Origin of the sequence: Lentzea sp. NPDC059081, assembly GCF_042738015.1 — a bacterium.
Classification (GTDB): domain Bacteria; phylum Actinomycetota; class Actinomycetes; order Mycobacteriales; family Pseudonocardiaceae; genus Lentzea.
The window spans coordinates 272,149-284,385 of record NZ_JBHYGW010000001.1; the positions used below are offsets into that span (position 1 = coordinate 272,149).

Below are 12,237 nucleotides of genomic sequence, written 5' to 3' on the forward strand. Positions count from 1 at the left end.
TCCCGGCTATCGAGGCACGGCGGGCAGTCCCAGGCCTGCCCTGGCGATGATGTCGCGCTGGATCTCGTTGGTGCCGCCGCCGAACGTGAGGATCAGCGACGAGCGGTGCATGCGTTCCACCCGGCCGTGCAGCAGCGCACCCGGCGAGCCCGCGCGCACGATCCCGTTGGCGCCCAGCACCTCCATCAGCAGCCGGTAGCCCTCGGTGGCGAACTCGGTGCCGAACACCTTGGTGGCGGAGGCCTCGGCGGAGGAGGGGGCCTCGTCCGCGCCGGACGCGATCCGCCAGTTCATCAGCTTGAGGAACTCGGTCTTGGCGTGCACGCGGGCCAGGTGCACGCGCACCCATTCGTTCCGCAGCGCACCGGTCTCGGACGCCCAGAGACGAACTTCGCGCAGCGCGGTCTGCAGCGGTGCGGCCGAGCAGAGCGCGACGCGTTCGTGGTTGAGCTGGTTGGTGATGAGCTTCCAGCCCTTGTGCTCCTCGCCGATGAGGTTCGTGGCCGGCACGCGCACGTCGTCGTAGAAGGTCGCGCTCGTGGTCGGGCCGGACATGGTCGGGACCGGGGTCCAGGAGAAGCCGGGATCGGTCGTCGGCACCATGATGATGCTGAGGCCCCTGTGCCGCTTCGACTCCTGGTCGGTGCGGCAGGCGAGCCAGACGTAGTCCGCGTACTGGACGAGGCTGGTCCACATCTTCTGGCCGTTGACCACGTACTCGTCGCCGTCGCGCACGGCCCGCGTGCGCAGCCCGGCGAGGTCGGTGCCCGCTTCGGGCTCGGAGTAGCCGATGGCGAAGTGGATCTCACCGGACGCGATCCTGGGCAGGTAGAACGCCTTCTGCTCGGGCGTTCCGTAGGCCATGATCGTCGGCCCGATCGAGTTCAGGGTCAGGAACGGCACGGGCGCGCCCGCCGAGGACGCCTCGTCCAGGAAGATCAGCTGTTCGAGCATCGGCCGGTCGCGGCCGCCGTACTCCTCCGGCCAGCCGATGGTGAGCCAGCCGTCGAGCCCCATCTGCCGGACGGTGTCCTTGTACGTCTCGGCGTCGCCGTAGTCGCCGCCTCCGGAGAGTGCGGCGCGGCGTTCGGGCGTCATGAGCGCGGCGAAGTACGCCCGCAGCTCCTGGCGCAACCGCTCCTGTTCGGGCGTGAAACCGATGCGCATGGCAGCTACTCTAGAACAAGTTCTACTTCGTGTCAGGAGGCCGGGATGAAGGTCGACGTCGACCCCGCGCTGTGCGAGGCGCACGGTGAGTGCATGTCAGTCCTGCCTGCGGTGTTTGACCTTGACGACGACGAGGTTCTGCAGATCCGGGACGGTGAGCTGGCTCCGTCGGAGGAGGCGGCCGCCGAACGGGCCGTCGCGTCGTGCCCGATGGGCGCCCTGCGGCTCTCACGCTGATGGGCCTTGTCATGAACAGGAACAGATTCTAGTGTGCGACGGGTACCTCAGCCGTGAGCTCAGCGAGGAGTGATACCGGTGAAGGCTGCCGTGCTGAACCAGGTGGGCGACGACAAGCTCGAGCTCCGCGACGACGTGACGACCACCGCTCCGGGGCCCCAGGAAGTCCGCATCAAGATCAAGGCGTGCGGCGTGTGCCACAGCGACCTGTCCGCGATGGACGGAACGCTGCCGGCGCTCGCGCCCGGCGTCGTCGGGCACGAGGGCGCCGGTGAGGTCGTCGAGATCGGCAGTGCCGTGACACAGCTCGCGGTCGGCGACCACGTGGCGATCACGTTCGTGCCGCCGTGCGGGAAGTGCGCCCAATGCGTTACGGGACAAGCACATCTGTGCCTCGTCCACACGCTCTCGGCGTTCACGTCACCGAGGTTCGTCGTCGGCGGCAACCCCGCCTTCGGGTACGCGGGTCTCGGCGCGTTCGCCGAGGAGATGGTCGTCCCCGCCGACGCCGCGGTGAAGATCGACGACGACGTGCCGTGGGACGTCGCCGCGCTGCTGTCGTGCGGCATCCTGACCGGCGTCGGTGCCGTGCTCAACACCGCGAAGGTCGAACCGGGCTCCAGCGTCGCGGTGATCGGCTGCGGTGGTGTCGGCATCGCGGTGATCCAGGGCGCGCGGCTGGCCGCGGCGGCGCGGATCGTCGCGGTCGACCCCGTGACCGAGAAGCACGAGGTGGCGCAACGGTTCGGCGCGACGCACGCGACGGCACCGGACGGCGTCGCCGACCTGAACAACCAGCTGAACTTCGGGATGGGCTTCGACTACGTGTTCGACGTCGTCGGCCTGCCCGCCACGATCCGCCAGGCGTGGGACCTCACCCGGCGCGGCGGCCACACGGTCGTCGTCGGTGCCGGCCGGGCCGACGCGATGGTCTCGTTCAGCGCCCAGGAGCTGTTCCTGCACGACAAGACCCTGCACGGGTCGTTCTACGGGACGGCGAACTTCCGCCGCGACGTGCCGCGGATGATCGCGCTGTGGCGGCAGGGCCGGCTCGACCTCGAAGGCATGATCAGCAAGCGGATCAGGCTGGAGGACGTGAACGAGGGCCTGCAGGCGCTGCGCGGAGGCGGATCCCTGATCCGCCAGGTCATCATCTTCGACTGACACGTTCCTGCCGGCACATCTCTGCCGGCACATCTCGGCTGGGAGTCTCTTGTGGACCTTTCGGGGAAGGTCGCCGTCGTCACCGGCGCGGGTGCGGGGCTCGGCCGCGCGGAAGCGCTGGAGCTGGCGCGCGCCGGGGCGAGCCTCGTCCTCAACGACCTGCCGGGCACTGCGGACGCCGTCGCCGCCGAGATCGAGGAGCTGGGCGCGAAGTGCGTCGTGGTCGAGGGTGACGTGGGGGAGCGGACCACCGCGGACGCCCTCGTCACCACGGCCGTCGAGCAGTTCGGCGGGCTGCACGTCGTCGTGAACAACGCCGGCGTGCTGCGCGACCGGATGCTGTTCAACATGACCGACGACGAGTGGGACCTGGTCGTGAAGGTGCACCTGCGCGGCCACTTCCTGCTGTCGCGCAACGCGGTCGCGCTGTGGAAGCAGCAGTCGAAGGCGGCGGGCGAACCGGTGTACGCCCGGATCGTCAACACGTCGTCGGAGGCCTTCCTGCTCGGCTCGGAGGGGCAGGCCAACTACGCGGCGGCCAAGGCGGGCATCACCGCGCTGACGGTCGCGACCGCGAGGGGCACCAGCCGCTACGGCGTGCGCGCCAACGCGATCTGCCCGCGCGCCCGTACCCAGATGACCGCGCACGTCTTCGGCGACGCACCGGAGGGCGACGACTCACTGGCACCCGAGCACGTCGCGAAGTTCGTGGCACACCTGGCGGGACCGTCCGGCGAGAAGATCAACGGACAGGTCTTCGTCGTGCACGGCGGCATGGTCGCGCTGATGGCGCCGCCGACCGTCGAGCAGAAGTTCGGCGCCTTCACCGATCTCGACGGCTACTTCGCCGACCGCGATCCACAGAGGACGTTCGCCTGTACGGAAACGATGAGCCTGTAATCGGGGCCCTGTAGGAGGAGCTGTGACGCTCACCGTCCAACCGCACCGCGAGACGCTGGGCCTGAAGGACGGCCGGCTCCTCATCGGGGGCGAGTTCCGCGAGTCCGACGAGACCTGGACGCACCACCACCCCGCCACGGGCGAGGAGATCGGCAGCTTCGCGGTCGCGTCCGAGAAGGACGTCGACGCGGCCGTGCGCGCCGCCCGCAAGGCGTTCGACGAGGGCACGTGGCCGCGGTCCAGGGCGGGGGAGCGGATCAAGGTCCTCCGCCGGTACGGCGATCTCCTGCGCGAGCACGCCGACGAGCTGAAGGGCCTGCAGGCGCTGGACAACGGCGTCCCGCTCTCGTTCGGCCAGATCTACGCCACCTCGGTCAGCATCGCCGCGGACATCTTCGACCACCACGCCGGCTGGATCGACAAGGTCGGCGGCCAGACGCTGCCGCCGTACCAGGGCGGCGACCACCTGGCGATGACGTTCCGCGAACCGGTCGGCGTCGTCGCGGCGATCCTGCCCTGGAACGCGCCGTTCGTGCTCTTCGCCCAGAAGCTCGCGCCCGCACTGGCCGCGGGGTGCACGGTCGTCGTCAAGCCGTCGGAGTACGCGAGCTTCTGCGTGATCCGCATGGTCGAGCTGCTGATCGAGGCCGGCGTCCCGGAAGGCGTCGTCAACCTCGTCACCGGCCCCGGCACCCCGACCGGCGAGGCGCTGATCACCCACCCGCTGGTCGACAAGATCAGCTTCACCGGCAGCCGCGGCGTCGGCCGCCGGATCGTCGAGGCCTCCGCCGGGACGATGAAGCGCGTCTCCCTGGAGCTGGGCGGGAAGTCGCCCGCGATCGTGTTCGCGGACGCCCCGAACGTCGCTCTGGCCGCGATGACGTGCATGGGCATGGTCACGATGGGCCTGTCCGGACAGGCTTGCGTCGCCCACACGCGGGCGTTGGTCGCGCGTGAGGTGCAGGACGAGTTCGTCGCCACCGCCCAGATGCTCGCGGGCGCGGTGACGTTCGGCGACCCGTTCGACCCCGGCGTGCTCGCCAGCCCGTTGATCAACCAGAAGCAGCTCGACCGCGTGCTCGGCTACATCGAACGCGGCCAGGAGGACGGCGCCCGGCTCGTCACCGGCGGCACCCGGCTCGAAGGCGACCTGGCGTCCGGCAACTTCGTCGCGCCGACGATCTTCGCCGACGCCAGCAACGACATGGCGATCGCCCGCGACGAGATCTTCGGCCCGGTGCTCACCGTCGTGCCGTTCGACAGCGAGGAGGAAGCCGTCCGGCTCGGCAACGACACCGAGTACGGGCTGGGTGCCGGCGTCTACACCAACGACGTGCGCCGCGCGTTCCGCGTCTCGAAGTCGTTGCGCGTCGGCATGGTCGGCATCAACGGCTTCCAGCTCGAACCGCACATCCCGTTCGGCGGCTACAAGCAGTCGGGCCTGGGCCGCGAGGGCGGGCAGAGCGCCTACGAGGCCTACACCGAGCTCAAGACCGTGATGATGCCGCTCACCGACGAGATGATGTAGATGCGGCTCGACGGGAAGGTCGCCCTGATCACCGGAGCGGCGCGGGGTCAGGGCGCGGCCGCGGCACGCCGGTTCGCCGCCGAGGGCGCGCGGGTGATGATCACCGATGTCCTCGACGAGCCCGGCAAGGAGCTCGCGGCCGAGCTGGGCGCGGAGTACTTCCACCTCGACGTGTCGTCCGAGGACGGCTGGGCCGACGCCGTCGCGCACACCGTGGAGACGGTGGGCGACATCACGGTCCTGGTCAACAACGCGGGCATCCTGCACTTCTCCGCACTGGCCGAGACGACGCTCGCCGACTACCAGAGGGTGATCGGCATCAACCAGGTCGGCTGCTTCCTCGGCATGCGCGCGGTGGTCCCGTCGATGAAGCAGGCGGGTGGCGGCTCGATCGTGAACGTGTCCTCGGTCGAGGGTCTGGGCGGAATGCCCTACCTCGTCGCTTACACGGCCTCGAAGTTCGCGATCCGCGGCATGACCAAGGTCGCCGCGATGGAGCTCGGGCAGCACGGGATCCGGGTGAACTCGGTGCACCCCGGCGCGATCGACACCCCGATGGTCAGCGAGGCGCTCGGACGGCCGATCGACGTGTCGCCGATCGGCAAGAAGCTCGCCCTGCGGCGGATCGGGCAGCCCGAGGACGTCGCGAACGTCGTGCTGTTCCTGGCCAGCGACGACAGCGCGTACTGCACGGGTGCGGAGTTCGCGGTGGACGGAGGTGCGACCGCGACGCACGCCCTGAGCGGTTGATCCTGGTTGGTCGTCCTGATCCTGGGCGGGTGGTTCGGGCCCGAATACGACTCAACCTCCGCCCCTCCCCGGGCGTCTCCATGATCGAGAGGTTCAGAACACCTGGGGAGCTGGATGAAATCTCTGTTGATCACGGCTGCGCTGGTGGCCGGTCTCGCACCGGCCGCCCTCGCGGCGGAAGAGGCGCAGACGCCCGCGCTGTCCTGGCAGGACTGCCAGGACGGGTTCCAGTGCGCGACCGCGAAGGTGCCGCTCGACTACGACCGGCCGAACGGCACGAAGATCGACCTGGCGGTGATCAGGCTGCCCGCGACCGACCCGGCGAAGCGGATCGGCTCGCTGTTCGTCAACTTCGGCGGGCCCGGCTCGTCGGGGGTCGACCGGCTGCGGGCACGCGGCAAGTGGGAGTGGCTGTTCTCGTCCGAGCTGAGGTCCCGGTTCGACGTCGTGTCGTGGGACCAGCGCGGCATCGGCCGGTCGGCGACCGTGCGCTGCTTCGACAGCGTGGACGAGCAGCAGGCGTTCCTGAACTCCATCCCGGTGTACCCGGACACCGCGGCGCAGGAGCCGGCGTTCTACGACAGCTACCGCGACTTCGTGAACCGGTGCGAGGCGAAGTCCGGTGACCTGCTGGACCACGTCTCGTCCGCGAACACGGCGCGGGACCTGGACCTGCTGCGCAAGGCGGTCGGCGACAAGTTGCTGACCTACCACGGCATCTCCTACGGCACGCACCTCGGCGCGATCTACGCGAACCTGTTCCCGGACAAGGTCCGCGCGCTCGCGTTCGACGGTTCGCTCGACTTCGTCGGCAACGCGACCGGGCACGGCGACCAGGGCACGACCGTGCCGCTGGACACCCGCCAGGACGTGCCGCGCGGGGTGGCCGAGACGTTCGACCAGTTCCTGTCGCAGTGCGCCGCCCCCGGTGCGAAGTGCGCCTTCGCGGGTGGCGACCTGAGGCAGAAGTGGGCGGACCTGGTGGCCCGCGTGACGGCCGCGCCCGTCACGACGCCGGACGGCCGGTTCGACCGGGTCACGCTGATCAGCACCGTCTGGGACGCGCTCGCGCAGCCGGAGACGTGGCAGGACACCGCCCGGATCCTGCAGGGGGTCTGGGAGGCGCCGGCCTCGCTGACGACCGCGGCGGAGGACTACACCTCCAACCGGTTCGAGGCGTTCAACGCGGTCCAGTGCTCGGACAGCGACTTCCCGCGCGACCCGGCCGCCTACACGGCGTACGGGGCGAGCGAGGACCAGCGCGTGCCGTACTGGGGCCGTGCCATCGTGTTCGACATGATGGCCTGCGCGTTCTGGCAGGGCCGTGACGAGGACCGCTACCCGGGTCCGTGGAACCGCAGGACGTCGGCTCCGATCCTGTTCGTCAACAGCAGGTTCGACCCGGCGACCCCGCTGCACGGCGCGCAGGACGGCGCCGCGGAGCTGGCCCGCACCGGGTTCCTGACGGTCGAGGGCTACGGGCACACGTCGATGTACGTGCGCAGTGCGTGCGCGGAGAAGGTGAAGCGGGAGTACCTCTTCACCGGTGTGCTGCCCACGCAGAAGACGTGCGGTATCGACAAGATGCCGTTCGCCTGAGCTGTGTTGCCGAGGGGCCCCACTCGTCTCGGGTGGGGCCCCTCTCTTGTCTTCGGGGAGGTGAGTGCGGTAAAAAATCTGAACCGATAAGAAAAGTGAACCAGGAGGATGCCGTGCTGGCCGATCTGGCGCGTGAGGTCGCCCCGAAGACGGAGGCCGGGCACGCGCTCGCGCCCGAGCTGCTGGAGGCGATCCGCGACGCGGGCCTGTTCCGCCTCGGCGTGCCGGCCTCGCTGGGCGGCCAGGAGAGCCCTCCCGCCGCCATCCTGGAAACCGCCGAGCAGCTCGCCCGCGGCGACGCGTCCGCCGGGTGGTGCGTCTCGATCGCGTGCACCAGCAGCCTGCTCGCCGCGTACCTGCCGGAGGACGGCGCTCACGAGGTCTTCGGCGACCCGCGCGCGGTGGCGTCCGGGGTGTGGGCACCGCGCGGACGGGGCGTCGAGACGGACGGCGGCGTCGTGGTGTCGGGCCAGTGGCCGTTCTGCTCGGGCATCCAGCACGCCGACTGGCTGTTCGCCGGTTTCGTGATCTCCGGCAAGCTCAAGGTGGCCGCCTTCCCCCGCGCGTCGCTGGAGGTGCTCGACACCTGGCACACCACCGGTCTGCGCGGCACCGGCAGCCACGACGCGGTGGCCCGCGAGGTGTTCGTGCCCTCCGCGCGCGTTTTGTCCGTTGTGGACGGACCGCTGCACCCCGGCGCCCTGTACCGCTTCCCGGTGTTCGGCTTCTTCGCCCTGTCGGTGGCCGTCGCGGCATTGGGCAACGGGTTCGGCGCACTGGACGACTTCGTGGCTCTGGCCGCCTCGAAGAGCTCGCTGGGCTCCCGTCGCACGCTAGCCGAACGGTCTTCGGTCCAGGCCGCCGTCGCGTCGTCGACTGCTTCGCTGCGCTCGGCCCGCGCGTTCCTCTACGAGGCCGTGGAGGAGGGCTGGCAAGCAGCGCAGGCCTCAGAGCCCGTCCCGGTGCAGGTCCGCGCCTCTCTGCGACTGGCCGCAACACACGCCACCCGCACCGCCCGCGAGGTCGTGTCCACTCTGTACGACCTGGCCGGCAGCGGCGGAATCTACGACGGCGCCGCACTGCAACGCCGTTTCCGCGACGCCCACACGGCCTCCGCGCACTTCCAGGTCAACACCGCCTCCTACGAACTGCCCGGCAAGGTCCTGCTCGGCGTCGAGGCGCAGACGGAGCAGCTGTGAGCATCGGCGTCGTGACGCCGTTCTGGCTGGACCGCCCACCGCTGGAAGCACTCGACATCGCCGTGGCCGCCGACGAGGCCGGCTTCAGGACGCTGTGGATCGGCGAGATGGCGACGTTCGACGCGTTCGCCCTGGCCACCGCCGCCGGCCTGCGGACCTCGACGATCTCGTTGAAGATCGGCCCACTGGCCGCCGGCGTCCGAAGCCCGGTCGCCCTGGCCCTGGGCCTGTCCACGGTGGCCACGACCACCGGCCGCCGACCCGACCTGGCACTGGGCGCCTCGAGCCCGCGAATCGTGTCCGACTGGCACGGCCGCCCCTGGGCACCGGTCCAGCACATGCGCGAGACCATCCGCGACACTCGTGCTTTGCTGCGCGGCGAACGCGTGTCCGGCTTCCGCCTGCAACAACCACTTCCGGACACGTCGATCTCGGTGGCGGCGTTCGGCCCCGCGATGACCGCGGTCGCCGCGGAGGCGGCCGACGAACTGGTGCTCAACCTCGTCAGCACCGACCACGTGGCCCAGTTGCAGGTCAGCCCACCCCTGGCCGTCTGGATCCCAGCGGCTCTCGACCCCGGCCCGGACACCCTCCGCCAGCTCCGGTCCCAGCTCTCCGTCTACCTGTCGCCACCCGGCTACGGCGAGATGTTCACGGCCTTGGGCCACGGCGCCCTGGTGGCCGAAGCCCGCTCCGGCAAACCGCGCTCCGAACTCACCATCCCTCTCGACCTCGTCGAAGCCGTGGCCGCGATCGGCTCGGCCCGCGACATCACCAGCCGAGTCGACGCCTACCTGGCCGCAGGCGCCGCCCACGTGGGCCTGGTCCCCGCCACGGCCGAGGACCCGGCAGGCCGTACTTTGCTGACCACACTGTCGGCGAAGGGATACCGATGATCGACCCCGCCGCCCACGACCGCCGCTTCCACGGCGAGTCGGTAGGCCGCGCACTCGACCTGGTGGGGGAGAAGTGGACCCTGCTGATCCTCCGCGAGGCGTTCTTCGGCGTACGCCGCTACGCCCAGTTCGCCCGCAACCTCTCCATCCCACGCCCCACCCTGTCCGCCCGCCTCAAGACGCTCATCGACGCCGGCCTCCTGCACCGCGTCCCGTACGCGGAGGACCGCGACGAGTACCGCCTCACTCCGGCCGGGTTAGAGCTGTTCCCCGCCATCGTGATCCTCATGAAGTGGGGCGACGCCCACGTCCCCGACCCGGATGGCCCGCCGATCGTGCTCGAACACACCACGTGCGGGAAGCCGGCCGACGCTTTCCTGGCGTGCCGGTGCTGCGGCGAGGAGATCACCGCGCACAACGTGACAGCACACCCGAACTGACCCCCCACCGCCAACGGCAAGCCGAGGCCCCAGCCAATGCCGGAGGCGAGGCGAAACAACCACCGCACGCACTCCCGACCGCGATGCCGAAGGCGAGCCGTGCAGACCTTGCGCCGATGGGTAGCGGTGCGCCCACTCGTGGTTTTGCGATTGGGGCTTGACTTTGGGTGCGAGGTGCTACCCCTTGATGGGATCGGCCGGGTGCGAAGCATCCGGCCTTTTCCGGCCGACTGAGCGCCTCGCAAGGGCCCCGAAGTCAAGCCCCAATCGCAATCGTCGCGGAGCGGCGATGTACCCCGATGCTTCGTCCGAGGTGCACGACCACGCTGGAACAGGCACCCGACCGCAACGGCGACCACGCTGGAACTCGCTCGCCCAACGCTGGAACAGGAACCGTCTCGACCGAACGCGACCACGCTGGAACCCACCCCTGACAGCCCCTGCCAGCGCCCTGTGCGCACCCTGCCAGCCACCAGGCGCACACTCCCCCCAGACACAGGGAGGGAACGAACGATGTCGCTGGCCATCAAGGCAGAAGGCCTGGTCAAGCACTACGGGGAGACCAAGGCTCTGGACGGCGTCGACCTGGAGGTGCCGGAGGGGAAGGTCGTGGGGGTGCTCGGGCCGAACGGCGCGGGCAAGACCACGGCGGTGCGGGTGCTGGCCACGTTGCTGCGCCCGGACGCGGGGCACGCCACGGTCCACGGGCACGACGTGCTGAAGAACCCGCGGGCGGTCCGCTCACTCATCGGGCTGACCGGGCAGTACGCGTCGGTCGACGAGGACCTGTCCGGCACCGAGAACCTCGTGCTGCTGGCCCGGTTGCTCGACTACTCGCGCGCCGGTGCCAAGGCGCGGGCGGCCGAGCTGCTGGAGCAGTTCGAACTCACCGACGCCGCGGGGCGGGCCGCCAAGACGTACTCGGGGGGCATGCGCCGGCGGCTCGACCTCGCGGCCAGCCTGGTCGGCAACCCGTCCGTGCTGTACCTGGACGAGCCGACCACCGGGCTGGACCCGCACGCGCGCAACGAGGTGTGGGCCGTGGTCCGCAAGCTCGTCGCGAACGGTGTCACGGTGCTGCTCACCACGCAGTACCTGGAGGAGGCCGACCAGCTCGCGGACACGATCACGGTGTTCGACCACGGGCGGGTGGTGGCCGAGGGGCGGCCCGACGAGCTGAAGCGGCGGGTCGGCAGCCAGACGTTGCAGGTGCGGCCGACCTCGGCGCGCGACCTCGACGTGGTGCAGCGGATCCTCGCGGACCTCACGGGCACGAGCCCGTCGCGCGACGACGACACGGGGTTGCTGACCGCGCCCGTCAACGACCCGGTGCTGCTGTCCACCCTGGTCCGCAAGCTCGACGAGGCCGGGATCACCGCGGACGAGCTGGCGCTGCGCCTGCCGTCCCTCGACGAGGTCTTCCTCGCGCTGACCGGCAAGCAGACCGAGGGGAGCCTGGCATGAGCACCATCGCGTTGGACAGGGGGACGCGGCACGGGCTCACGCTCGCGTGGCGCGGGATCCTGAAGATCCGCAAGAACCCCGAGCAACTGGCGGACGTGACGATCGCGCCGATCGTGTTCCTGGTGATGTTCACCTACCTCTTCGGCGGTGCGCTCGCCGGGAACACGGACGCCTACCTGCAGATGCTCGTGCCGGGCATCATGGTCATGAACATCCTGCAGGCCAGCATGACCGCGGGCGTGCAGCTGAACACCGACGTCTCCAAGGGCGTGTTCGACCGGTTCCGCTCGATGCCGATCGCCCGGTCGGCGCCGTTGATCGGGGCGGTGCTCGCGGACATCGTGCGCTACGTCGTGTGCATCGTGGTGCTGCTGATCGTCGCGATGGTCATGGGCTTCCGGGTGCAGACCGGACCGGCGGAGCTGCTGCTCGCGTCGGGCCTCGCGATCCTGTTCGGACTGTGCTTCTGCTGGGCGTCGGTGTTCGTGGGCATGCTGCTCAAGACGCCGCAGGCGGTGCAGGGCCTGATGTTCGTGCTGATCATGCCGTTGACGTTCGGCAGCAACGTGTTCGTCGGCACCTCGACGATGCCGGGCTGGCTCAAGGCGTGGGCGGACATCAGCCCGGTGAGCCTGCTGGCGGACGCGCTGCGCGGCCTGCTCAACGGCGGCGCGATCGCCGGGCCGCTCACCGCGTCGCTGATCTGGATGGTCGCGGCGGTCGCGGTGTTCTTCCCGCTCGCGATGTGGGCCTACCGCAGGCGCGTCTGAGCTGTCGGCTCGGAAGCGGGGGGGGGGATCCGCCAACGCCCCCCCCCCCGCCCCCCCCCTCCCCCCCCCCGGGCTTTGTGAGCGCGGGGAGATTCCGCTCGCCAAAACAGGCGAACAACCCCC

Annotated in this window: 12 protein-coding genes; 11 read left to right on the top strand and 1 reads right to left on the bottom strand. The window is 70.2% G+C overall.

What is annotated here, in order from left to right; translation table 11 throughout:
* Nucleotides 1-6 precede the first annotated feature (6 nt).
* The gene (locus tag ACFWV3_RS01330) at nucleotides 7-1,167 is read right to left on the bottom strand and encodes an acyl-CoA dehydrogenase family protein (RefSeq protein WP_382406924.1); all 1,161 of its coding nucleotides are present in this window, start codon (nucleotides 1,165-1,167) and stop codon (nucleotides 7-9) included.
* Nucleotides 1,168-1,212: 45 nt separating this feature from the next.
* Between ACFWV3_RS01330 and ACFWV3_RS01335 the strand changes: the two genes are divergently transcribed.
* The 11 genes from ACFWV3_RS01335 (at nucleotide 1,213) to ACFWV3_RS01385 (ending at nucleotide 12,114) form a co-directional block, all read left to right on the top strand.
* Nucleotides 1,213-1,404 carry a ferredoxin gene (locus tag ACFWV3_RS01335; RefSeq protein WP_382406926.1) on the top strand — a complete coding sequence of 64 codons (192 nt, stop codon included), beginning with the start codon at nucleotides 1,213-1,215 and terminating at the stop codon, nucleotides 1,402-1,404.
* A 78-nt stretch (nucleotides 1,405-1,482) separates the two neighbouring features.
* The gene (locus ACFWV3_RS01340) at nucleotides 1,483-2,568 is read left to right on the top strand and encodes a Zn-dependent alcohol dehydrogenase (RefSeq protein WP_382406928.1); all 1,086 of its coding nucleotides are present in this window, start codon (nucleotides 1,483-1,485) and stop codon (nucleotides 2,566-2,568) included.
* Nucleotides 2,569-2,619: 51 nt separating this feature from the next.
* Entirely contained in the window at nucleotides 2,620-3,468 is an 849-nt protein-coding gene (locus ACFWV3_RS01345) for a 3-oxoacyl-ACP reductase (protein WP_382406930.1), read from the top strand.
* 22 nt (nucleotides 3,469-3,490) lie between these two features.
* Entirely contained in the window at nucleotides 3,491-4,996 is a 1,506-nt protein-coding gene (locus tag ACFWV3_RS01350) for an aldehyde dehydrogenase family protein (protein WP_382406932.1), read from the top strand.
* On the top strand, nucleotides 4,997-5,746 hold the full coding sequence (locus tag ACFWV3_RS01355; protein ID WP_382406934.1) for a glucose 1-dehydrogenase: 750 nt from the start codon (nucleotides 4,997-4,999) through the stop codon (nucleotides 5,744-5,746).
* Nucleotides 5,747-5,860: 114 nt separating this feature from the next.
* Nucleotides 5,861-7,345 (top strand): alpha/beta hydrolase, encoded by a 1,485-nt coding sequence (locus tag ACFWV3_RS01360; protein ID WP_382406936.1) that lies wholly within the window; start codon nucleotides 5,861-5,863, stop codon nucleotides 7,343-7,345.
* Nucleotides 7,346-7,458: 113 nt separating this feature from the next.
* Nucleotides 7,459-8,544, top strand: a complete 1,086-nt coding sequence (locus tag ACFWV3_RS01365) for an acyl-CoA dehydrogenase family protein (protein WP_382406938.1) — start codon at nucleotides 7,459-7,461, stop codon at nucleotides 8,542-8,544.
* On the top strand, nucleotides 8,541-9,440 hold the full coding sequence (locus tag ACFWV3_RS01370; RefSeq protein WP_382406940.1) for an LLM class F420-dependent oxidoreductase: 900 nt from the start codon (nucleotides 8,541-8,543) through the stop codon (nucleotides 9,438-9,440). Before ACFWV3_RS01365 ends, ACFWV3_RS01370 begins: the two co-directional genes overlap by 4 nt.
* Nucleotides 9,437-9,880, top strand: a complete 444-nt coding sequence (locus ACFWV3_RS01375; RefSeq protein WP_382406942.1) for a winged helix-turn-helix transcriptional regulator — start codon at nucleotides 9,437-9,439, stop codon at nucleotides 9,878-9,880. The genes ACFWV3_RS01370 and ACFWV3_RS01375 overlap by 4 nt, the downstream gene beginning before the upstream one ends.
* Nucleotides 9,881-10,393: 513 nt before the next feature.
* The gene (locus ACFWV3_RS01380) at nucleotides 10,394-11,344 is read left to right on the top strand and encodes an ATP-binding cassette domain-containing protein (protein ID WP_382406944.1); all 951 of its coding nucleotides are present in this window, start codon (nucleotides 10,394-10,396) and stop codon (nucleotides 11,342-11,344) included.
* Nucleotides 11,341-12,114 (top strand): ABC transporter permease, encoded by a 774-nt coding sequence (locus ACFWV3_RS01385; protein ID WP_382406946.1) that lies wholly within the window; start codon nucleotides 11,341-11,343, stop codon nucleotides 12,112-12,114. The genes ACFWV3_RS01380 and ACFWV3_RS01385 overlap by 4 nt, the downstream gene beginning before the upstream one ends.
* Nucleotides 12,115-12,237: the final 123 nt, after the last annotated feature.